The organism is Pseudoduganella sp. GW821-FHT11H04, assembly GCF_058807935.1.
Genome location: NZ_JBXARE010000002.1, coordinates 451,257 through 474,283 on the forward strand (window position 1 = coordinate 451,257; position 23,027 = coordinate 474,283).

Sequence of the window (23,027 nt, forward strand, 5' to 3'; positions counted from 1 at the left end):
CATCTGAAGTGCCCGCCAGAGGCAGATGAACGGTTTGATTGGAAAAGAAAATCATGGAGACTCTCTTTGGACCCTACGGGGTTGAATGGCTGAACCTGCTGGTTCGCTGGCTGCACCTGATCACGGGTATTGCGTGGATCGGGGCTTCGTTCTATTTCGTCTGGCTGGACAACTCGATTCGTCCACCTAAGGCCGGCAGCCCGCTCGCCAAGAAGGGCGTGATGGGTGAGCTGTGGGCCGTGCACGGCGGCGGCTTCTACAACCCGCAAAAATACCTGGTTGCTCCGGACGAGCTGCCGGAAGACCTGCACTGGTTCAAATGGGAAGCCTATGCCACCTGGCTGAGCGGCTTTGCCATGCTGTTCATCGTCTACTACTTCAACGCTTCGGCGATGATGATCGACAAGAACGTAGCCGACCTGACGTCGCTGCAAGCAGTCGGCGTGGGCCTGGGCACCCTGGCTGGCGGCTGGCTGGTGTACGACACACTGTGCAAAACCTCGCTGGCTGAAAAGCCTGCGGTGCTGGGCTCCGTGATGTTCGTGCTGATCGTCGGTGCTGCGTATGCGCTGACCCATCTGCTGAGCGGCCGTGCTGCCTACATCCACGTGGGCGCCATGATCGGTACTATGATGGTCGGCAACGTGCTGTTTGTGATCATCCCTGGCCAGCGCAAGCTGGTGGATGCGATGGCCAAGGGCGAGTCGCCAGACCCGATCTACGGCAAGCGCGCGAAAGTGCGTTCGGTGCACAACAACTACTTCACGCTGCCTGTGCTGCTGATCATGATCAGCAACCACTACGCGATGACTTACAGCCATGCATACAGCTGGCTGGTGCTGGCCGCCATCATGGCCGCCGGTGTGCTGATCCGCCACTTCTTCAACCTGCGCCATGCAGGCAAGGTGTCGCCGGCATTCCCGATCGCCGGCGTGATCCTGCTGGCTGGCGTGGCTGTGGCAATCGCTCCAGCACCACGCAAGGCTGTTGCCGCTCCGGTGGCCGCTGCCGCAACCGTGGACGCTGACGGCCACGCCGCTGTTGCTGCGGCTCCAGCCGGCCAGGCCAACCTGGCCAGCGTGCAGCAGGTCGTTACGGCACGCTGCGTGGCTTGCCACTCGGCCAGTCCGACCCAAGCCGGCTTCGCATCCGCTCCAGGCGGTGTGATGCTCGACACCGAAGACCAGGTTAAACAGCACGCAGCCAAGATTTACCAGCGCGCTGTGCAGAACAAAGATATGCCGCTGGCGAACATGACCCATATGACCGACGCTGAACGCCAGCTGATCGGCACCTGGTTCGAGACCAGCGCGAACTGAAAGGACAAGCAATGAGCAACGTAACTATCGACGGATTCAACCTGACAGCGGAAGAAGTGCTGGCAGTCGCGCGCGACGGCGCCAAGGTAGAACTGTCCGCCACCTCGCGCGCCGCGCTGAAGGAAAGCCGCGACTACATCGAATCCACCTGGATGCACGATGAAGCGCCGATGATGTACAGCTTCAACACCGGCGTTGGCCTGCTGAAGGACACCCGCATCAAGGTCGAACACATCGAACTGTTCCAGACGCAGTTGATCAAAGCCCACAGCGGCGGCATCGGCGAGCCGTTCTCGGAAGAGGTGAGCCGCGCCACCATGCTGCTGCGCGCCAACGCGTTCGCCAGCAATTACTCGGCGCCGCGCGTGGAAGTGGTGGACCGCCTGCTGGCCTTCATCAACGCCGGCATCCACCCGATCATGCCGCAGAAAGGTTCCGTGGGCGCCTCGGGCGACTTGGCGCCGCTGGCATACCTGGCAGCCGCCATCGCCGGCTTCGACGAAGCGGAAGTGATGTACAAGGGCGTGCGCATGTCGGCTACTGAAGCAATCACCAAGTCCGAAGTCGGTCCGGTCAAGTTCGACCTCAAGGCCAAGGACGCATCGGCCCTGATCAACGGCTGCACCGCCTCGCTGGCTGTCGCCGTGCTGGCCGCGAAAGATGCACGCGACCTGCTGACCGACGCCTGCCTGTCGCTGGGCCTGACCCTGGAAGCCATGCGCGCCGAAATGGCCGCCTTCGATCCGCGCATCCAGCAGGCACGCCCGCATCCGGGCCAAATCAAAACAGCCTCCGTGGTGCGCAAGCTGCTGAAAGGCTCGACCCGTACGACGCATGAAGCACGTACCGTGCAATTCCCGGATGAACTGCGCCGCACCGACATTCCGTACACCCCGCGTATCCAGGACGTGTACTCGCTGCGCTGCACCCCGCAAGTCTACGGCCCGGTATTCGATGCGCTGGACTACATCGACACCATCGTGAAGAACGAGATCAACTCGGCCACCGACAATCCTCTGATCTTCGGCAAGGACGGCGGCGGCTTCGAGATCATCTCGGGCGGCAATTTCCACGGCCAGTACCTGGCGCAAGCGATGGACTTGCTGGCGATGGCGATTACGGACCTGGGCAGCATTTGCGAACGCCGTGTCGCCCGCCTGATCGACCCAACCCTGTCGTGGGGCCTGCCACGCAACCTGATGTCCGGCCTGCGGGGTGTGAACACCGGTTACCCGGTGGTGCAATGCTCTCTTAGCTCCCTGGTGATGGAAAACCGCACCCTGTCCATGCCGGGCAGCGTAGATTCGATCCCGTCCAAGGCCAACAGCGAAGACCACATCTCCAACTCCACCTGGTGCGCGCGCAAGGCGCACACCGTGGTGCAGAACACCCAGTACATCGTGGGTGTGGAGATGCTGCTGGCCGCACAGGCGCTGACCATGACCGAAGACCTTCTGCCAGGCTTCAAGCTGGGCGAGGGTACCCAGGCCGCTTACGACGAAATCCGCAAGCAGATTCCCGCATGCCTGGACGGCGACCGCTGGTTCCATAACGACATCCAGGTAGCCCACAGCTTCGTCACCAGCCGCTCGGTGCAGGAAGCGGTGACCGCAAAGGTTGGCGAATTCGTTTAACTGTTAGCAGCACCAACGACAACGGCCCGCAAGGGCCGTTTTTTTACGCTTCGAAAACAATGGAGTAGATCTGAATGACAAAGCTGAAGTTGTTGTTAAAGATGGTCGCAAGCTTTCTTGCGTTGCTCTTCCTGTTCATCGCATTCGTGTTTTTTGTCAATCGCGAAGACAAGCCTCAATCGGAATCCGTGGACGAGTTGCAGCGGCTTGCAGCCGCCATCACACCAGTTCCGGACCGCGAGAATGCCTATGTTTACGTCATGGGCTTCTCGGCATCGAATAATTCCAACGTCATGCCGGAAGGGCTGGCCCGCGTCGATTCATTGCGCAAGTTTATGGATACTCCTGGGTTGTCCGACACGCCCGAAATGCCTGTCGATAATCAGGTACAGGACGAAGCCCAATTGATTGAGCGCTATGAGCGTCTGCTGGAGTTCAAAAAATGGCGCGAAATCTGGCCAAGCGACGAGCGCACGCCGAAAGCACCATTCAACCTGGTCCTTCAATCGCAGCGACTGATGTATTCCAGGGCGTTGTCGCCGGAGGGCAAAGTCGACGCAGCGGAATGCAAACGCATGCTGGAGATGGACTATCGGTTCTGGCGAATGGTCCTGGCCGAGAGTTCCAGCGCGGCGGTCAAAATGATTGCAGCGCGCAGCATTGAACAGCATTTTGAATTGGGTAATCTCATTGTGCGCCGATTCCCGCCGTCGTTGACAATGACGGCGATTCCGGACGGCTGGCGAGAACCTGTTTCAGATCGCGAGCGATCGATGGCGAAGATCATGGCAAACGAATGGATCTTGTCAGATACCTATGCGGACAGGGCGAAGCAGTTCGGAAGTTTCCTGTACCAGCCGCAGGCAACGACCAATGCCAGTGCCTACCGCATGCTTCGGGTAGCCGAATTGTTCGACCGCGATTACACCGCGATTCCGCAGGCTGCACATACTTTTCTTGCGTCCTACGGGGTGGATAAGAAAGCTGCGGCCGACATCGGCGTCTACAACCCGGTCGGACGGATCCTGCTCAATATGGAGGGTATGGATGCTTACACCAGCTACGGCTTCCGTGTCGTCAACCTGGAAGGTATGCGAAGGTTGGCCCTGCTGGCGTCCCAACTGCGAAGCAGCGGCGCCAAAGGCAACGACGTGGCCGAAGGAGTGCGGACGAGCGACCTGCGCGATCCTTACGACGACAAGGAATTCGCCTGGGACCAGGCGCACAATTCCCTCTCATTCCATCGAACTCTCGAGGGAAAGCCCGATTTCGAAATCGCCTACTAAGCACCTTCGAAATCGTAGCCGCCAGCCTCGTGCAGCTCCCAGCCGCCATCACCGGTCAGCCGCAGTACGTGGGTATGGTGGCGCAGCACGGCCGCACGGTGGGCGATGCTGATCAGGGTTGTCCCATTTTCGCGCAAGCGGCCATATAAGGAAGCTTCGTTGCCGCTGTCGAGGGCGCTGGTCGCTTCGTCCAGAATGGCGACTTTGGGTTGATGCACGAGGACGCGTCCAAAGGCAAGGCGCTGCTGTTCGCCAACCGACAGCAGCTTGCCCCAGTCGTGAATGGTATCCAGTCCGCCTACGTGGTCGGCGAGGAGCGGTAAATGGACCTTAGCGAGGATTTCAAGCAGTTCGTCGTCGCCCAGCTTCGATTCAACGCTTGGGTAGATGAGCTGGCTGCGCAGCGTTCCTGGTTGAAGGTAAGGCTGCTGCGGGAGGAAGAAGCAATCCTCCAGCGGCGGGTGGTGTATCACGCCGCTACCGGTATGCCACAAGCCTGCGATCGCCCGCAACAGCGAACTCTTTCCACAGCCGCTTTCGCCGGTAATCAGCAGCGCATCGCCGGTCTTCAGGACCAGCGAAAGCTCCTTGATCAGCACCCGTTCGGATTGCGGCGGACAAAGGGTGACAGCGTCGAGCCTGAAATGTTCGCCCGGGCGGGTCTGGATGCGAGGCGTGCTGCTGTCCTTTTGAGTCGCGACAGGAAGCACAAGCTTCGACAATGTTTGCAGGCGCTCCGTGCCCGCCACAAATCGGCTCAGGCTTTCAAAGTTGTCGACGATGACGCCGACCGCGCCAAGTACGGCGGTAAATGCGCCTGCGGCCTGCACCGCTTGCCCAACCTCCAGTTCGCCCGATAAAACACGTTCAGCCAGAAGTACGCCCGGCAGCACCAGGGTAAGCTGGCTAAAGGTCCGTTGGAAGAAATTAAGCGTCCGCTGGTTCTTGATCAAACGAGCAAAATTGTGGAATACCTTGTCGAAGCGCGTGTTGATGCAGGCACGCTCCTGATCCTCGCCACGGTAAAACGCGATCGATTCGGCGTTCTCGCGCACGCGCATCAGGCTGAAACGGAAATCCGCCTCACGCTGCAGCTGCCAGAAGTTCAGCCGGATTAGCGGGTTGCCGAACAAGTAGAGCGCGATCACGGTCCCCGCCGTTGCGTAGATGATCAGCACCCCGACCAGCAAATGCGAGATGGACCACAACACGGAGCTGAACGCGATCAGCTGCATGATCGAGCCCAGGAAGATCAGCAGGAAGTTGATCGATCTTCCGGTGAAGGTGTTGATGTCTTCACTGATACGCTGGTCGGGGTTGTCGATTTCGCTGTCGGCCCCCAGCTCATAGTATTTGCGTCCCTTCAAATAGCCATCGAGGAAGCGATGCGTAAGCCAGCGCCGCCAGTGGTTGGCGAAAAGGTCGCGCATATAGTAATAAAACGCATAGGCCGGCACGGCAAACGCCAGGATGATCAGGCAGGTTCGCACAGAGTTCCAGAAGCGGCCGCCATCCTTTCCTGCCAGGGCCGAGGTCATCTCGCCGGTTTGGCTGTTGAGCATGACCGCAACTTCGGTTTCAACCAGCATCAGGACAATCAGCAGCAATAACAGGCCCCAGGCACGCCAGCGTTCATCACCTAGCCAATAAGGTTTGGCCACGTTGAGGAATTGGCGCCACGCCGCGAGCGACAAAGGCGGCATCCGCCGCTTTTTTTCTTGCTTCATGAGCCCAGCATACGACTCAGCATCAGCTCACACCGTGCGGAAACAGACATAGCTAAGCTGGACTTCCGGGCATGCTATATTGATAACCTATTGTCTATTGGAAAGGCTATCATGCATACGCATTTGAAGATCAGCGCGCTCCCCCTCATGCTCGCACTGGCCGGCGTAATGGGCGCACAAACCGCTGCCGCCGCTGAGAAGCAACTCTTCAACATCCAGCTGGACGCCAGCGCCAAAGACGCCACGAATGGCCGGCTGCTGGTGTTTGCGCGTGATGCCAAGTCCGCCGAGGCAGAGGCGATGGAAAGGTCCAAAGAAAAGTCGAACGAAGTAAGCGCAGTGGACGCTGACCCTTTCTCCGCCACTGCGACCACCGTTGCAGCAAAAGAAGTAAGCCGCATCCAGCCAGGACAAAGCATTGCCATTGACGGCGACGACATCGCATTTCCCCAGCCTTACTCGCAGCTGCCGCCTGGCGACTATTACGTCCAGGCCGTGCTGGATGTTGATCACAGCTACAACTACACCGGCCGCGGCGCCGGTGATTGGGTCAGTGATGTCGTCAAGGTTCATCTGCCATCGGCCGCGGCGCCGTCGCTCCGCCTGGCCCGCGTGCTGCCTGCAAACGATCCTTGGAAACGGGAATCCGCATCGCCCGAAGAGAGCAGCGCGCTGGAAACGGCCCGCCAACACGCGCAGGCAATCGACTACACCAGCCCAGCCCTGAGCGCATTCTGGGGCCGCCCAGTGAAGATGGCTGGCTGGGTACTCACGCCGCCAGGCTACGATGCGAAGGCAAAGGTGAGCTACCCAACCGTCTATTTCACCCACGGCTTTAGCGGGAATGCGGCTCGCCTTGTGCCTGTGCTAGGGCAAATTTACGGTTCCATGGCCAGCGGAAAAATGGCGCCCATGATCTGGGTGCTGCTCGATGAATCCAGCCCGACCGGCACCCACGAATTTGCGGACTCGGTCAACAACGGCCCTTGGGGCCAGGCATTGACCGCCGAATTGATTCCGCATCTTGAGAAGAACTACCGCATGGACGCCAAGCCTTCCGGACGCTTCCTGAATGGCCACTCTTCGGGCGGATGGGCGACGCTGTGGCTGCAGACGCGCTATCCGAAGCTGTTCGGCGGCACCTGGTCCACCTCCCCAGATCCATCCGACTTCCACGATTTCACGAACGTGGACCTGTACGCACCACAGGCCAATGTGTTCCGCAAACCTGACGGAAGTGCGTACCCATTGGTGCGCGATCATGAAAAGGTGATGGGCACCTTCGAGCAGTTCGCCAAGCTGGAACGTGTGCTGGGCAACTACGGCGGCCAGCTCGCATCGATGGAATGGGTGTTCTCGCCGCGCGACCCGGCCGGCGGGCCGCAGCCGATGTTCGACCGCGACACCGGCAATGTCGATCCAACCGTCGTCGCATACTGGCGCGAGAACTACGATATCGCCCACCGCACGAAGCGCGACTGGCCGAAGCTGAAAGCAGACCTGGACGGCAAGATCCACCTGATCGTCGGCACCGCCGACACCTTCTACCTTGATGGCTCAGCCCAAAAGCTCAAAGCAGTGATGGATGGCCTGAGCGCCAAAACCGACTTCCGTTTCATCCCTGACAGGACCCATTTCGACCTTTACAAGGACGGCGACGACAAAATGGCCTTGCTGAATCAAATCAGCTGGGAGATGTATTCAAAGGCGCGCCCGAAGTCCGCGTTGAAGGGCAAATAGTCATTTCGCCGGAGTTTATGCGCATCGCGAAATTTGGAATTGGCTTGGCATGTGCTGGCGTCATTGCGGTCGTCGCGATGAATGGGACTAGGCAGGCGAGTAGCGAGACAGTTGATGGCAACGCTCCGAAGGCTACCGCCAAGGCATCAGCCACTTCGCATGAACCATCCAGGGCGACTCGGCCGGCGTTGCCGATGCCGAATGGTGAGGTGACCTTGTCCAGGCAAGTCCTGGATCTGGTGGCAACCCATGATCCGGAGAAGCTCTTCCTCGCGTATGGCCTGCTGGCGGACTGCGTTGAGTTCAACCGGGAACATGACCGGTTGATCTTCGATCCAGAGTTGTTGGAGAAGACACCGAAATCGGAAAACGTCACCGGCTTGCGCGGCATGACCGACCAGGAGAAACGTCAGGACGCTAAACGCTGCGGCGCCATGACGGAGCGGGAGCGGCAATCGCGCCTGGAGTATCTTGCCGCTGCAGCCAAAGCAGGTGTGCCGGGATCGGCGATTGCATTCCTTCGCGAGGGGCCATTTGGCGACCCTTCCGCACTTAAAACCCGTCCTAATGATCCGCTTGTCGAGGAATGGAAAGCACTCGCTAGGGCACAACTTACCGCCGAAGCGGATGCGGGGACAGATCCCGGAGTGGTCAACTACATTGCAGTCGAATATGCGGGTGGTTCGCCAACGATTGAACAGAATGCACGGCTGGCCTATCGCTACTTCCTTGCGAATGGATTGATGCAAAGCGAATTATTAGGGCCGGATTCCGATGTCGCGAAATTTTTTGCCGAAGATAGTCCGTTGATGGACTCAATCGGGAAGGATCTTAGTTTGGCCGACCGGGCGGCCGAGATGGCGGCGGCTAAACAAATTGCGAGCAAGTTCCGGAGGCAAAGGGCACGCTAGGTCTCTGACAAAGAAAAAGCTCGCCGAAGCGAGCTTTCCTTGATTGCCGTTCCTACTTTTTACAGGACTTGCCGTGTGAGCCGTGGAAGCCTTTGGCCATGGCGTCGGATTCGCTCATGTACTCACCGGTTTTGGTCTTGCCGTAGTAGCGGTCACCCTCGCAGTGGTACACCTTGGTCGACACGTTGACCCATACCTTGCCGGCGCCTCCGCCGGCGGCTGCCTGGGCAGGCATTGCGGACTTGGCGGGTTTGGCGGCCGGTGCGGCTGCAGCGGCTGATGCTGGAGCCGCCGCAGGAGCGGCAGCCGCGGATGCTGCCGATGCTGCGGAAGCCTTTTTATCTACGCCGCCGTGTCCACGGCAAGCGCCCTTCATGGTGGCGCCGCTATAAGGCGTGCCATCCTTGCAGGTTGCAGTGACAGTAGCTGCCGCTTCGGCGGCTTGCGCGAAGCTGGTGAAAACGAAGGAGGAAGCGATTGCCAGCGAAAGTATGATTTTTTTCATGACCGACTCCAACAGACACGAACATACGTGCGTGTTTGGATAGTATTTCAATTTCGAAACTATTGAAAGCTAGTTACATGCGTGCGCTAACTTGGCGGCCAGCTGGTTGTGGCGTTCCAGCACCAGCGGCAGGTCGATGGTCTGCAGGATGCCGTCCTTGACCACGATTTTGCCGTTGATGATGCTGTAATTGACATTGGCCGGGGTGCAGAACACCAGCGCCGCCACCGGATCGTGCATGGCGCCGGCGAAACCTACCTGGTCAAGCTTGAACATTGCGATGTCGGCGGACATGCCTGGCTTGAGAGCGCCGATGTCGTCGCGATTCAGGACCTTGGCGCCTCCGAGGGTGGCCAGTTCGAGCGCCTGGCGTGCTGTCATGGCATCCGGGCCGAAACCTACGCGCTGCAGCAGCATGGCCTGTCGTACTTCGCCCAGCATGTGGGCGCCGTCGTTGGAGGCGGAACCATCGACGCCCAGGCCGACCGGCACGCCTGCATCGACCATCTTGCGGATCGGAGCAATGCCGGAGGCCAGGCGCATGTTCGAGCAAGGGCAGTGGGCGATGCCGGTGCCGGTGCGGGCGAACATATAGACGCCGGCGTCGTCGAGTTGCACGCAGTGTGCGTGCCACACGTCGTGGCCCACCCAGCCGCAGTCCTCGGCATATTCGGCCGGAGTCATATTGAATTTTTCGCGGCTGTAGGCGATGTCGTTGACGTTTTCCGCCAAGTGGGTGTGCAGGGAAACGCCGTGGCTGCGCGCCAGGGAGGCGGCTTCCTTCATCAGGTCACGCGAGACGGAGAACGGGGAGCAGGGCGCCACGACGATGCGCTGCATGGCGTGGCGGCTGGAGTCGTGGAAGGTCTCGATCAGGCGCTGGGTATCGCGCAGGATGGCCTTTTCGTCTTCCACCACGCAGTCCGGCGGCAGGCCGCCTTTTGACTGGCCAACGCTCATCGAACCGCGCGCAGCGTGGAAGCGCATGCCGATTTTGGTGGCCGCTTCGATGCTGTCATCGAGCTTGCAGTCGTTGGGGTAGATGTAGAGGTGGTCGCTGCTGGTGGTGCAGCCGGAGAGGATCAGCTCCGACATCGCGGTCAGCGTCGATACGTGCACCATTTCCGCATCCAGGTTGGCCCAGATCGGGTACAGGTTTGTCAGCCAGTTGAATAGTTCGCCGTTCTGCGCGGCGGGAATCACGCGCGTGAGGCTTTGGTACATGTGGTGGTGGGTGTTGACCAGGCCGGGGATCACCACGTGGTTGGCGGCGTTGATGACTTCATCGGCGCTTTGAGGCAGCTCGGACGAAGGGCCGACTTGTTCGATGACGTTATCGCGCACGAAGATGGCGCCGTCGTTGATTTCGCGGCGCTGTTCGTCCATCGTGACGACGACGCGCGCGTTTTTGATCAGGAGGGTCTTGGACATATTGTTTCCAGTTCTTTGAAATGATTGAACACTGCGGAAACAAAGCAATAAGCAATGCGGAAACAATGTTGAAAATACACCGGACCTGCATCGTTGCGGATGCAGGTCCGGTTGGGATCAGCCGACTTTAGGAATCAGCATCGGCTGCGGTACATCATCCTCTTCCTCGTCATCATGCACGGCAACCGGGCGGTCCGGCAAGACCAGGTTCAGGACCACGGCCACGATAGCGGCGGTGGAAATGCCCGAACCGAAGATTTCGTGCACGAAGGACGGCAGCTTGGCCAGCAGTTCCGGACGCGCCGACACCGCCAGCCCGCAGCCCACCGACACCGCGATCAGCAGGCCGGTACGCTTATCGTGTTCGACGTTGGACAGCATCTGCACGCCTGCCGCGATAATCATTGCGAACATCATCAGGCCAGCACCGCCCAGCACAGGCTGCGGGATCGTCACGACGATTGCACCCAGCACAGGGAACAGGCCGGCGGCTGCCAGGAACACGCCCGTCAGCGCCACCACGTAACGGCTTGCCACACCGGTCAGCGAAATCACGCCGACGTTCTGCGCGAAAGTCGATACCGGTGGAGCGCCCAGCACGGAGACGAAGGCGGAGCCCAGTCCATCGCACAGAACGCCACGGCACAGCAGCTTGCCTTTCATCTTGGTGTTGGTTGCGGAGCCGAGCGCCATGAAGGTGCCGGTGGTTTCCACAATCGTCACCACATAGGCCAGGGCCATGGCGAGGATGCCGCTAAGCGGGAAGGTCATGCCGAAGTACAGGGGCTGTGGAACGGCGAACACTGCGGCGTTTTGCACGGCAGTGAAGTTCACCATCCCGAGGCCCAGGCACACGGCATAGCCGATTGCGATGCCAAGTACAACGGCGGAAGCGGAAATGATTCCTTTGCCGAATTGTACCAAGGCGATCACGGTAGCCAGCACGAACAGCGCGATGGCAAGATTGGTCGGGTCGCCATAATTGGCGCCGGCATTCTTGCCACCGGCCGCCCAATCAACTGCGACTGGCACCAGAGACAGGCCGATCATGGTGACCACGACCGCCGTGACCTGGTGCGGGAACAGCTTGCGGATCTGCGGCATGAAGAAGCTGCCGAGGATCATGATGGCTGAGCCAGCCAGCGACGATCCCAGGATGCCCGGCACGCCGTGCTCCAGGCCCACGCTGATGGCAGCGCCGACGAAGGCAAAGCTGGTGCCCATGACGCAAGGCAGGCGGATGCCGACCCGTCCCACACCGATACACTGGATGGTGGTGACGATGCCGGAGCCGAGCAGCGCGGCGTTGACCAGTGCCACTACCTGGTCGGCGGGGAGTTTGAGGACTGCGCCGACCACGAGCGGGACGGCGATAATACCGCCCAGGGCGGCCAGCATGTGCTGGGCCGCCAGCAGGGCGGTAGTGATTGGCGGTGGACGGTCGTCCACCTGGTATAGCAGGTTGTTCATGGGGTCTCCGTTATAGGACTTTTTTTGAACTACTTGTTCCGGTGCTATCCGGCATGCCACTACGGGTCGTGCAATGATCTTAGAAGTGGTACTCCGCGCGGATCATTGGCGTTTTGGCGGTGCTTCCCGGGATATTATGCGGGTTGCCAAATTTATTGCGCCAGTATTGGTATTCCAGCCCGATCTTGAACGTATTCGGCTTGGCGTTCAGGTGGCGGCTCAGGTCATACATCACCTGTGCGTCGATATTCACCTCCGGCGAAGTCTGGCCGCCGAATTCGTCCTTGCCCTTGTTGCCGATCCAGTTGGCATAGCCTTCGAAGCTGAAGCCCGAACCCAGAGGGATGCCCCAGGCGGCGCTCAGCATGGCGTGCGTGTCGTATTTGTAGCGATTGGCGATGCCGAGCGGCTGGTTGCTTTCCCACATAGCCAGCAGGCTCACATTCAGGAAGCCCGGTACGTCCACCATCAAGGTAGGGCCGGCGACGATCATGCGCTTGCGCGAGTTGTAGCTGTCGTCGTTTTTGGTGTTCCAGTCGAAGCCTGCGGTGAGGCCGACGCCGCGAACCGGGCCGAACTTAAAGTCCTTGCCGCTTACTTTGCCCAGGTCCAGGGTGTGGCGGTACAACAGGTAGGCCTCGTGGGCGTTGTTGTCCGCACCGTCGGAGCGCAGGAAGTCGATGTTCATGTAGTTGCCGCCGTATTTGTAACCATCGGCATACGTCCAGTTAAGGATCTGCTTGTGGATGTCTTGCGGGTTGTACGGTTCGGCGAACTTGGTGCCGTAGCGGTAGCCGATGGAAGTGTCACTCCAGTCGGCGGCGCTGGCCTGTTGGGCGCCCACGGTCAGGGCCAGGACAGCGATGGTTCCTGCTGCCGCTACGCGTAATGCTTGCTGCATGTTGTCTCCTGTGATTTTTTGATATGGAGACCTGATTATGTCCGTGTCCCTCATGGTTGATATTCACCACCGTGTATATATCGCAATGCCCTGCCGTATATGATTTTCTCTATTCATAGGAGGAGACCCAATGGGCAAACTGAGTACACACGTATTGGACATCACGCAAGGCAAGCCTGGCGCAGGTGTGAAAGTGAAACTGTTCCGCGTCGAGGGCAGCACAAAAGTGTTGTTGAAGACCGACACCACCAACCAGGACGGCCGTTGCGAAACGCCTTTGCTGGCCGGCGGTGAAGTCGTTGCGGGCAAATATGAGCTGGTTTTCGCAGCAGGCGATTATTTCGCGGGGCAGGGCGTGAAACTGCCGGAGCCGCGCTTTGTTGACGAAGTCGTCATCGCCTTCGGTATTGCGGATGTTGAGGCCAACTACCACGTGCCAATCGTGGTGTCGCCATGGGCATATTCGACTTACCGGGGCAGCTAGGACGACGTTATGAGCAATACGAAAGCATTTCGCGCCAGCATCCTTCACTTCACGGCCGATCCGGCCCTGAGCGACAAGGCGCATTCCTGGCATGAAGACGGCCTGCTGGTGGTCGAAGAGGGCCGCGTGGTGGCTGCTGGCGATTACGATCGCCTGAAGGACACGCTGACGCCAGGCACGCAGGTGCGCGACTATCGCGGCAAGATCATCATGCCGGGATTTATCGACACCCACATCCATTACCCCCAAACGGACATGATCGCCTCGCCGGCGCCTGGACTGCTGCCGTGGCTGGATACCTACACTTTCCCGACCGAGCGCCAGTTCAAGGATCCGGAACATGCGCGCGGTGTGGCGGATTTCTTCGTCAAAGAGCTGCTGCGTTGCGGCACTACCACAGCGATGGTGTACTGCACCGTTCACTCGGAGTCGGTGGATGCCTTCTTTGGCGCTGCCGAAGTCCACAACCTGCGTATGGCGGCGGGCAAGGTGATGATGGACCGTCATTGCCCGGACTTCCTGCAGGATTCCGCCATCAGGGGCGCGCGAGAGAGCGAGGAATTGATCCACCGCTGGCATAACAAGGGCCGCAATATGTATGCCCTGACGCCGCGCTTTGCACCAACGTCCACCGAGGCGCAGCTGGCGATGTGCGGCGAACTGGCGCGTGCTTATCCGGATACATATGTTCAGACGCACGTGGCTGAAAACACGGATGAAGTGGCATGGGTGAAGGAGTTGTTCCCGGAAGCCCGCAGCTATCTGGATGTGTACGATAAATTCGGCCTGCTGCGCCAGCGGTCGATGTATGCGCATTGCATCTGGCTGGATGATGAGGATCGGGCGCGTATGGCTGATACGGGGGCTGCGGTGTCGATGTGCGCTACGTCGAATCTGTTCCTTGGCAGCGGGCTGTTTGATTTTGCTGCGGCGGATCGGCAGAAGGTGGCGTTGTCTCTGGCTACGGACGTTGGCGGCGGGACTTCTTTCTCCATGCTGCAGACCATGAACGAGACCTATAAGGTGGCGCGCATGGGGGGGACTTATTTGCCGGCGTTGCGGATGTTCTATATGGCTACGCTGGGTGGTGCGCGCAGTATGCAGCTGGAGGGGACGGTGGGGAATTTTGCCGTCGGAGCTGAGGCTGATTTTATTGTGGTTGATCCGAAGGCGACGCCGTTGCTGGAGCGGCGGACTACGCGGTGCAATAGCCTGGAGGAGTTGCTGTTTGCTGTGGCGTTGCTTGGGGATGATCGTTCGATTGCTGCTACCTACGCTGCTGGTGCGCAGGTGCATCAGCGCGGGGAGTAAACCCGGTAAACCAGGGTCAGACCCAAGGGTCTGACCCTGGTTTACCGGGTTAAAAAAAACGCCGGTTGGAGGACCGGCGCAAAAAGAGAAAGTCTGTACTTGGTAAATTATTGCGGCCAAATCTCGGCCAGGCGTAGCAAGTTGGTACTACCAGGCTGCCCGAAAGGCGTGCCGGCCGCGATAGCAATCTGATCCCCCGCCTGCACAAATCCTTCTTTCAGCGCAGTACGGCAAGCCGCAGCCACCATTTCATCCACACTATTCACATCCAGGCTCACGGTGCTATGCACACCCCAGGCCAGCGCGAGGCGACGGGCGGTTTCAGGCTTCGGCGTAATACTCACAATCGGCGCCATAGGCCGCTCGCGCGCCGTGCGCAGGCTGCTATGGCCGGAAGTGGTATAAGCCACCATCGCCTTCGCCCCCATGATCCGCGCCGCATCGCGCATGGCCGCGCTGATCGCATCACCCTTGTTCGGCAACGGCGCCTGGTGCTGCGCCTCGATCATGGCCGGATACAACGGATCGCGTTCAACTTCAGAAATAATGCGGTTCATGATCGACACCGCCTGCACCGGATAGGCACCGCTGGCCGATTCGGCCGACAGCATCACCGCATCAGCGCCTTCATAGACCGCATTGGCGACATCGGATGCTTCGGCGCGGGTCGGCACCGGCGCGCTGACCATCGATTCCAGCATTTGCGTCGCCACGACCACCGGCTTGCCATGCTTGCGGCACAGGCGCACGATGCGCTTCTGCACGCCAGGCACGCGTTCTGGCGGCAATTCCACGCCCAGGTCGCCGCGCGCCACCATAACGGCGTCGGAGACGCTGACGATTTCTTCCAGGCGATCCAAAGCGGCAGGCTTTTCCAGTTTCGACAGCACGCCGGCACGGCCTTGCACCAGCTCCTTGGCCTGTACCACGTCTTCCGGCAGCTGCACGAAGGAGAGGGCGATCCAGTCTACGCCGAGCCCCAGAGCGAACTCCAGGTCGGTCTTGTCCTTGGTGGTCAGCGCGGGAATCGGCAGCACGGCGTCCGGTACATTCACGCCTTTGCGGTCCGACAGCACGCCGCCATTCACCACGCGGGTGCGGATGGTGGTCGCGTCGTTCGACAGCACTTCCAGGCGGATGCGGCCGTCGTCCAGCAGTAAAGACTGGCCGGCGCTGACGACTGCGAACAGTTCAGGATGCGGCAGGCGCACGCGCGTGACGTCGCCGGGAGTTGCCGACTGGTCCAGCTGGAACTCAGCGCCGGCGTCCAGGCTTACCTTGCCTTCGGCGAACTGGCCGATGCGCAGCTTGGGACCTTGCAGGTCGGCCAGGATAGCGATAGGGCGGCCCAGCTCTTTTTCAATGGCGCGCACGATGCCGTAGCGCGCCTGGTGGTCGGCATGGCTGCCGTGGCTGAAATTGAAGCGGAACACATCCGCGCCGGCTTCGAACAACGCCTTGATGGTGGCGTGGTCACTGCTGGCCGGGCCCAGGGTTGCAACGATTTTTGCTTTGCGTTCGCGACGCATATTGGTGTCTCTCTCTATTCTCAAAAATCTGCTTAAAGAATCAGGATGGCGCGGAAGTCGTTCACGTTGGTGCGTGTCGGTCCGCTTACCACCAGGTCGTCCAGTGCGCTGAAGAAGCTGTAGGCGTCGTTATTGGCCAGCAGGTGCTTGCCGCTGGCGCCTTTCGCTTCTGCACGGGCCAGCGAATCCGGGGCGTAGAGCGCGCCGGCATTGTCTTCCGAGCCGTCGATGCCATCGGTGTCGCAGGCAATAGCGTGCACGCCCGCCGCACCTTCCATCGCCAGCGCAAAGCTGAGCAGGAATTCAACGTTGCGGCCACCGCGCCCATTGCCGCGTACCGTGACCGTGGTCTCGCCACCGGACAGGATGACGCATGGGCGCTGGAATGGCTGGCCATGTGCGAGGACCTGGCGCGCCATGGCGGCGTGCATAAGGCCGATATCGCGTGCCTCGCCTTCGATCCCGTCGGACAGGATGTAGGGCGTGAGGCCGGCGCTGCGTGCCTTTTCGGCAGCCGCGTCCAACGCATGCTGCGCGGTTGCGATCACATGGTGGCTGTGGCCTTCAAAGCGCTTATCGCCAGGCTTCGGCGTTTCGCTGGCCGGCGATTGCAGGTGGGCCAGCACGCTTTTCGGAATCTCGATCTGGTACTTGCACAGGATCGCCAACGCTTCTGCGCTGGTTGTCGCGTCGGGCAGGGTAGGTCCGCTGGCGATGACGCGCGGATCGTCGCCCGGTACGTCGGAAATCAGCAGCGTGACCACGCGGGCCTTGCCGCAGGCCAGCGCCAGGCGGCCGCCCTTGATGGCGGAAAGGTGCTTGCGCACGCAGTTCATTTCACCGATGGTGGCGCCGCTTTTCAGCAACGCCTTGTTCAGCGCCTGCTTCTCAGGCAGCGAAATCCCTTCGGCGGGCAAGGCCAGCAAGGCCGAACCGCCGCCGGAGATCAGGCACAAGACCAGGTCGTTCTCGGTCAAGCCTTGCACCATGTCCAGCATGCGCGCGGCGGCTTTCTGGCCCGCGTCATCCGGTACAGGGTGCGAAGCTTCAACGACTTCGATGTGTTTCGTATCGGCGCCATGGCCGTAACGTGTCACCACCAGCCCCGAAAGCGGGCCTTGCCAGTGCTGCTCCACTGCCTGCGCCATCGCTGCAGCGCCTTTGCCGGCGCCGATCACCAGCGTGCGGCCATTGGCGGGCGGCGTTGGCAGGTAGTCCTGCATCAGGTTGCGTGGATGGACCGCGCCGATGGCGGCGTTATACAGGTCGAGCAAGAGCTCGCGTGGGGCTGGGGTGTACGTCATATCAAGCCTGTGCGATACGGTGGTTGGACATCAGCTCGATTGCCTGGCACAGCGCGGAGTGGTCGAGGCCGGACAGACCGTTGGCGGCGCAGGCGTTCATCAGTTCCTGGGTGGCCGAGGTGTTAGGCAGCGACACGCCCAGCGCCTTGGCGCCTTGCAGCGCCAGGTTCAGGTCCTTCTGGTGCAGGGCGATACGGAAGCCTGGATTGAAGGTACGCTTGACCATGCGCTCGCCGTGCACTTCCAGGATGCGCGAGGAAGCGAAACCGCCCATAAGCGCTTCACGCACCTTGGCTGGATCGGCGCCGGCTTTGGAGGCGAACAGCAGCGCTTCGGCCACGGCCTGGATGTTCAGTGCAACGATGATCTGGTTGGCTACCTTGGTGGTCTGGCCGTCGCCGTTGCCGCCTACCAGGGTGATGTTCTTGCCCATCAGGTCGAACAGCGGCTTGACGGTGTCGAAGGCTTCCTGCGGGCCGCCGACCATGATGGTCAGCGAGGCCGCCTTGGCGCCCACTTCGCCGCCGGATACCGGAGCATCCAGGTAAGCGCAGCTCTTCTTGTTGATCTTTTTGGCGAATTCCTTGGTGGCGATCGGCGAGATGGAGCTCATGTCCACCACGATCTTGCCGGCGGTCAGGCCAGCGGCGATGCCGTCTTCCGAGAACAGGACTTCTTCTACCTGCGGGGTGTCCGGTACCATCAGGAAGATGATGTCGGCGCGCTTGGCCACTTCCATCGCGGAGGTGCATACGGTGGCGCCGCCTTCGACCAGGTTGGCCGGCGGGTTCTTCACGTCGTGCAGGTACAGTTTGTGGCCCGCTGCTTGCAGGTGACCGGCCATTGGGCCGCCCATGATGCCGAGACCGATGAATCCGAGTTTTTGCATGGTACTTTCTCCTCTATGTGTTATTCAGGCAGCCGAAACCTGGCGCCATCCCAAGCCAGCTTCGGTGCCGGCCTTTGGTTTGTATTCGCAGCCCACCCAACCGTCGTAACCGATTTCGTCGAGGAAGCTGAGCAGGTAGCGGTAATTGATTTCGCCGGTACCCGGTTCGAAACGGCCCGGGTTGTCGGCCAGCTGCACGTGCTTGATCACGGATAGGTGGTTCTTGATCGTGTTCGCCAGTTCGCCTTCCATGCGCTGCATGTGGTAGATGTCGTACTGCAGGAACAAGTTGTCCGAACCCACCGATTCAATCAGGTCCAGGCCCTGGCGGGTGCCCGACAGGAAGAAGCCCGGAATATCGAAAGTGTTGATCGGCTCGATCAGCAGCGGGATGCCGGCTTTCTTCAAGGCGTTGGCCGCGAATTTCAGGTTGCTCACCAGGACAGCGCGGGCATCGGCATCGGCTACGCCTTGCGGCTTGATGCCGACCAGGCAGTTGATGCGCTGGGTGCCGAGCACGCTGGCGTAGGCCAGTGCGGTTTCCACGCCTTGTTCGAACTCGCCGACGCGGTTCGGGTGGCAGGCGATGCCTCGCTCGCCGCCGGCCCAGTTACCGGCCGGGAGGTTGTGCAGCACCATCTCCAGCTTGTGCTGTTCCAGTTGCTCGTGAATCTGTTGCGGTTCGAATTCGTACGGGAACAGGAACTCCACACCCTTGAAGCCGTTGCGCGCAGCGGCGCCGAAGCGTTCCAGGAAAGGCTGCTCGTTGAACAGCATGGTCAGGTTGGCAGCGTATTTTGGCATTGCAGTTCCCTCTTAAGCGACGTCGATGATGTCGTTGAATTCGTTGATGGCGTTGATCTCGGTGCCCATGGCGATATTGGTCACGCGCTCCAGGATCACTTCCACCACGACCGGCACGCTGTACTTGGCCATCAGCTCGCGGGCTTGTTCGAAAGCGGGGATGATGTCGTCCGGCTTGTGCACACGGATCGCCTTGCAGCCTAGGCCTTCCACGACAGCGACGTGGTCCACGCCGTAGCCATTCAGTTCCGGCGCATTCACGTTTTCGAAGGACAGCTGTACGCAGAAGTCCATGTCGAAGCCGCGTTGCGACTGGCGGATCAGGCCCAAGTAGGAGTTATTCACCAGCACGTGGATATAAGGCAGCTTGAATTGCGCGCCCACGGCCAATTCTTCGATCAGGAACTGGAAGTCGTAGTCGCCCGAAATCGCCACGATGTCGGTGGTAGGATCGGAGGCACGTACACCCAGCGCGGCAGGGATGGTCCAGCCCAGCGGGCCTGCCTGGCCGCAGTTGATCCAGTTGCGCGGCTGGTAGACGTGCAGGAACTGCGCGGCAGCGATCTGCGACAAACCAATCGCGGACACATAGCGGGTGTTGCGGCCGAAGTACTTGTTCATTTCCTCGTACACGCGCAGCGGCTTGACCGGGACATTGTCGTAGTCGGTCTTGCGCAGCATGGTGCGCTTGCGGTTCTGGCACTGGGCGACCCAGCCGCTGCGGTCGCGCAGCTTGCCGGCGGCTTTCCATTCCTTGGCCACTTCGATGAACAGTTCCAGCGCATAGCCTGCGTCGGAGACGATGCCCAGGTCCGGGCCGAACACGCGGCCGATCTGGGTTGGTTCGATATCCACGTGCACGAACTTACGGCCTTCGGTGAACACGTCGACGGAGCCGGTGTGGCGGTTCGCCCAGCGGTTACCGATGCCGATGATGAAGTCCGATGCCAGCACGGTGGCGTTGCCGTAGCGGTGGCTGGTTTGCAGGCCTGCCATGCCCGCCATCAGCGGGTGGTCGTCAGGGATGGTGCCCCAGCCCATCAGGGTAGGGATCACCGGCACGTTGACGATTTCGGCGAATTCCTGCAGCAGGGCCGATGCATTGGCGTTGATGATGCCGCCGCCGGCGGTGATCAGCGGGTATTCCGCGTCCATCATCATTTCCAGCGCTTTCTCAACCTGGGCGCGGGAGGCGCGCGGCTTGAAGGCTTCCAGCGGGGTGTAGGTCTCCGGATCGAACTCGATCTGCGCCATCATCACGTCGAATGGCAGGTCGATCAGGACCGGACCTGGGCGGCCGGAGCGCATCAGGTGGAAGGCTTGCTGGAACACGCGCGGCACCTGGGCCGGTTCCAGAACCGTGGTCGCCATCTTGGTGACCGGTTTGGCGATGGACGAAATATCCACGGCCTGGAAATCTTCTTTGTGCAGGCGGGCGCGCGGCGCCTGGCCGGTAATGCACAGGATAGGGATCGAGTCAGCTTGTGCCGAATACAGGCCGGTGATCATGTCGGTGCCGGCAGGACCGGAAGTGCCGATGCAGACGCCGATATTGCCTGGGGCGGCACGGGTGTAGCCTTCAGCCATGTGGGAAGCCCCTTCAACGTGGCGGCCCAGGATGTGCTTGATCTTGCCGTTCTTTTTCAGCGCAGCGTACAGCGGGTTGATGGCGGCGCCCGGCACGCCGAACGCGACCGAAATACCTTCCTTCTGCAGTACGTGAACAGCTGCTTCAGCTGCCGTCATTTTTGCCATGGTGATCTCCTGATGTGCATACAAAGTGTGTTGTTGATGTTTTGTATGCTATCGGCGAAGCGCTCCCCTGATAAGACGACAAAAAATCGTTTCATTCGATACCTTGGGTATGGAATAATCAAAGACATGGATAAATTGAAGCAAATCGAGGCCTTTGTGGCCGTCGTCGAGAAGGGCAGCCTGGCCCGCGCGGCGCTGGAACAGAACATCACGCCGGTCATGCTTGGACGGCGAATTGATGCGCTGGAGAAACGTTTGGGCGTGAAACTGATGCACCGCACAACGCGCCACCAGACGCTGACCGAGCAGGGCAATGTGTTCTTGGAGGATTGCCGCAAGCTGCTCTCTGATATGGATATCGCCGAGCGCAATGTTTCGGAGGGTAAGCACAAGGCGACGGGCCACCTGATCGTGTCCGCGCCGGCCTCGTTTGGGCGCCAGCATGTTGCACCGCACGCACCAGGCTTTTTGGCCGCCAATCCGGAGGTGCAGCTGTCCTTCAACCTGACCGACCAGGTGATCGACCTCGTGCGCGAAGGCTATGACCTTGGCATCCGTATCGGCGGTGTGATCGACCCCAGTTTCGTTGCAGTGCGCCTCGCAAAGAACCGACGTGTTGTATGCGGCACACCGGAATACTTCGAACGTAACGGCATTCCGCGCACGCTGGACGACCTGGCACAACACAACTGCCTGGCGTTCAACCTTCAAGGCGGACAGCAGCGCGGCTGGTATTTCCAGCAGGGCGGCAAGCCAGTCACGGTAAGGGTGCAGGGAAATCTGGACTGCAACGACGGTGAGTTACTGCACCGCTGGGCGTGCGAGAGCCTTGGATTAGCGTGGCGTTCGACGTGGGAGATCCAGGCGCAGCTGGCGGAGGGCAGCCTGATTACGGTGCTCGATGATTTTGCGCTGCCCGATTACGACATCATGGCGGTTTACCTGCAGCAGCGCCACTTGCCGGCAAAAATCCGCTTCTTCATCGACGAACTGAAAGCGATTTATGCGGAGCCGGGTTACTGGACTAAGCCGATTGCGCAGCGTCCGGCAAACGCGGCTGCGACAGGAACACTGCAACTTCCGCCATCGCCTTAAAGACGGCGGCGGTCAGCAGCGAAACCTGCGCCCGCGACGGGTCGTTTTCGAAGGAAGTGAGCGGCGACAGTTCGCGCATCAGGCGGGCGCGCACGATCTGCAAGCCGCAGCCGGCAATGATGGTGGCAAGCTGCGGCAACAGGGCGCGCATGCGCTGCACGCCGTCGTTAGACTGGGCTGCGATTTCCAGCACGATGCCGCCTTCCGCAGGCTCCATTTGCACCGACACTTTGCCGACGTCCAGCAAATTGAGTTCAAGGCGCAGTGCTACGCGCGGACGGCGGCGGCGCTGGTCCGGGCCTTCTTCCTGGCCGGGATCGCGCGCGATTACGCGCAGCGTCAGCTTCTCTGCGCCCCAGGCGTAGACGGCGAAACGCCAGGCATCCAGCTCCGACACCAGGCCGTGATTCGCGCGCTGCATCTGCGGCGGCGGATCGGCCATGAACAGGCTGGCCGGAACGTGTCGGCCTTCATGTTGCTGCATCAGGGCGGCGCGCTGCTCGCCATAGGTGCGCACCATCACTTGCCAGGAAGCGGCCAATTGATTGGTGTCGGGGTTGTGCCAGACCAACTGGCGCAAGGAGAAAAGCTGGTTGGGCTGCATCGACAGCGTTTCCTGCGCCAGCATCGCGCTGGCGGCGGCAACCGAAGAAGCGGCTGCCTTGCTCGCCAAGCCTTGCTGCGCGGCGCCCTCCATCGAATCGATCAAGGCGCCCACGGAGGACGGCAAGCCGCTCTGCAGCGCGAACTCGGGCGCGTCGCCCGGTGGCTGGGCAACGGGAGGAACCGGCTGGGCATTGACCAGGCCAGGCGTCTCGCGAACCTGGCGATCGTGCACGCTCAGTGCCGGATTGGATGGTGTAACGCGATCGAGTGCCATAAAAACTGATAGTAATACGGCGATATCGAAAAAGCCAACCGCGTACGGTTGG

The 23,027-nt window shown here is 60.5% G+C and carries 19 protein-coding genes; 8 read left to right on the forward strand and 11 right to left on the reverse strand.

The genetic code is table 11. The features are described 5' to 3' along the window. The first annotated feature begins 53 nt into the window (after positions 1 to 53). The 3 genes from AC1RTP_RS05865 (at position 54) to AC1RTP_RS05875 (ending at position 4,239) form a co-directional block, all read left to right on the forward strand. Positions 54 to 1,319, forward strand: a complete 1,266-nt coding sequence (locus tag AC1RTP_RS05865; protein ID WP_498605577.1) for a urate hydroxylase PuuD — start codon at positions 54 to 56, stop codon at positions 1,317 to 1,319. An 11-nt stretch (positions 1,320 to 1,330) separates the two neighbouring features. Continuing rightward, positions 1,331 to 2,953: an HAL/PAL/TAL family ammonia-lyase gene (locus AC1RTP_RS05870; RefSeq protein ID WP_498605580.1), complete on the forward strand. Its 1,623-nt coding sequence runs from the start codon at positions 1,331 to 1,333 to the stop codon at positions 2,951 to 2,953. A 74-nt stretch (positions 2,954 to 3,027) separates the two neighbouring features. Beyond that, complete coding sequence (locus AC1RTP_RS05875; protein WP_498605583.1) at positions 3,028 to 4,239, forward strand: hypothetical protein; 1,212 nt, start codon at positions 3,028 to 3,030, stop codon at positions 4,237 to 4,239. On the opposite strand, the gene AC1RTP_RS05880 is transcribed toward AC1RTP_RS05875, so the two are convergent. Further along, positions 4,236 to 5,966 (reverse strand): ABC transporter ATP-binding protein/permease, encoded by a 1,731-nt coding sequence (locus tag AC1RTP_RS05880; RefSeq protein ID WP_498605586.1) that lies wholly within the window; start codon positions 5,964 to 5,966, stop codon positions 4,236 to 4,238. The genes AC1RTP_RS05875 and AC1RTP_RS05880 overlap by 4 nt on opposite strands. Before the next feature lie 111 nt (positions 5,967 to 6,077). Between AC1RTP_RS05880 and AC1RTP_RS05885 the strand changes: the two genes are divergently transcribed. Then, positions 6,078 to 7,706, forward strand: coding sequence for an alpha/beta hydrolase (locus tag AC1RTP_RS05885; RefSeq protein WP_498605588.1), 1,629 nt, complete (start codon positions 6,078 to 6,080; stop codon positions 7,704 to 7,706). A gap of 17 nt (positions 7,707 to 7,723) precedes the next feature. Continuing rightward, positions 7,724 to 8,617 (forward strand): hypothetical protein, encoded by an 894-nt coding sequence (locus AC1RTP_RS05890; RefSeq protein WP_498605589.1) that lies wholly within the window; start codon positions 7,724 to 7,726, stop codon positions 8,615 to 8,617. 52 nt (positions 8,618 to 8,669) lie between these two features. Here AC1RTP_RS05890 and AC1RTP_RS05895 read toward each other — a convergent pair whose 3' ends face one another. From AC1RTP_RS05895 to AC1RTP_RS05910, 4 genes are all read right to left on the reverse strand, one after another. After that, positions 8,670 to 9,122: a DUF3761 domain-containing protein gene (locus AC1RTP_RS05895; RefSeq protein ID WP_498605591.1), complete on the reverse strand. Its 453-nt coding sequence runs from the start codon at positions 9,120 to 9,122 to the stop codon at positions 8,670 to 8,672. 69 nt (positions 9,123 to 9,191) lie between these two features. Beyond that, positions 9,192 to 10,553 (reverse strand): 8-oxoguanine deaminase, encoded by a 1,362-nt coding sequence (locus AC1RTP_RS05900; protein ID WP_498605594.1) that lies wholly within the window; start codon positions 10,551 to 10,553, stop codon positions 9,192 to 9,194. A 117-nt stretch (positions 10,554 to 10,670) separates the two neighbouring features. Beyond that, complete coding sequence (locus AC1RTP_RS05905) at positions 10,671 to 12,023, reverse strand: uracil-xanthine permease family protein (protein WP_498605596.1); 1,353 nt, start codon at positions 12,021 to 12,023, stop codon at positions 10,671 to 10,673. A gap of 79 nt (positions 12,024 to 12,102) precedes the next feature. Next, positions 12,103 to 12,924, reverse strand: coding sequence for an outer envelope protein (locus AC1RTP_RS05910; RefSeq protein WP_498605599.1), 822 nt, complete (start codon positions 12,922 to 12,924; stop codon positions 12,103 to 12,105). 130 nt (positions 12,925 to 13,054) lie between these two features. On the opposite strand from AC1RTP_RS05910, the gene uraH reads away from it, so the two are divergent. Then, positions 13,055 to 13,408, forward strand: a complete 354-nt coding sequence (gene uraH, locus AC1RTP_RS05915; protein WP_498605602.1) for a hydroxyisourate hydrolase — start codon at positions 13,055 to 13,057, stop codon at positions 13,406 to 13,408. 9 nt (positions 13,409 to 13,417) lie between these two features. Beyond that, positions 13,418 to 14,719: a guanine deaminase gene (guaD, locus tag AC1RTP_RS05920; RefSeq protein WP_498605604.1), complete on the forward strand. Its 1,302-nt coding sequence runs from the start codon at positions 13,418 to 13,420 to the stop codon at positions 14,717 to 14,719. 107 nt (positions 14,720 to 14,826) lie between these two features. Here guaD and pyk read toward each other — a convergent pair whose 3' ends face one another. From pyk to gcl, 5 genes are read right to left on the reverse strand one after another with little or no spacing between them, the layout of a single operon-like run. Then, positions 14,827 to 16,248, reverse strand: a complete 1,422-nt coding sequence (pyk, locus tag AC1RTP_RS05925; RefSeq protein WP_498605606.1) for a pyruvate kinase — start codon at positions 16,246 to 16,248, stop codon at positions 14,827 to 14,829. Positions 16,249 to 16,280: 32 nt separating this feature from the next. Next, on the reverse strand, positions 16,281 to 17,552 hold the full coding sequence (locus tag AC1RTP_RS05930) for a glycerate kinase type-2 family protein (protein WP_498605609.1): 1,272 nt from the start codon (positions 17,550 to 17,552) through the stop codon (positions 16,281 to 16,283). Position 17,553: 1 nt separating this feature from the next. Further along, a complete protein-coding gene (gene glxR, locus AC1RTP_RS05935) occupies positions 17,554 to 18,441 on the reverse strand; it encodes a 2-hydroxy-3-oxopropionate reductase (RefSeq protein ID WP_498605612.1) in 888 nt (295 codons plus the stop codon). Between the two features lie 24 nt (positions 18,442 to 18,465). Beyond that, complete coding sequence (hyi, locus tag AC1RTP_RS05940) at positions 18,466 to 19,245, reverse strand: hydroxypyruvate isomerase (protein ID WP_498605614.1); 780 nt, start codon at positions 19,243 to 19,245, stop codon at positions 18,466 to 18,468. 12 nt (positions 19,246 to 19,257) lie between these two features. After that, positions 19,258 to 21,000, reverse strand: a complete 1,743-nt coding sequence (gene gcl / locus AC1RTP_RS05945) for a glyoxylate carboligase (RefSeq protein WP_498605616.1) — start codon at positions 20,998 to 21,000, stop codon at positions 19,258 to 19,260. A 126-nt stretch (positions 21,001 to 21,126) separates the two neighbouring features. Between gcl and AC1RTP_RS05950 the strand changes: the two genes are divergently transcribed. Beyond that, entirely contained in the window at positions 21,127 to 22,095 is a 969-nt protein-coding gene (locus AC1RTP_RS05950) for a LysR family transcriptional regulator (protein ID WP_498605618.1), read from the forward strand. Here AC1RTP_RS05950 and AC1RTP_RS05955 read toward each other — a convergent pair. Then, a complete protein-coding gene (locus AC1RTP_RS05955; RefSeq protein WP_498605619.1) occupies positions 22,025 to 22,975 on the reverse strand; it encodes a hypothetical protein in 951 nt (316 codons plus the stop codon). The genes AC1RTP_RS05950 and AC1RTP_RS05955 overlap by 71 nt on opposite strands. Positions 22,976 to 23,027 lie beyond the last annotated feature (52 nt).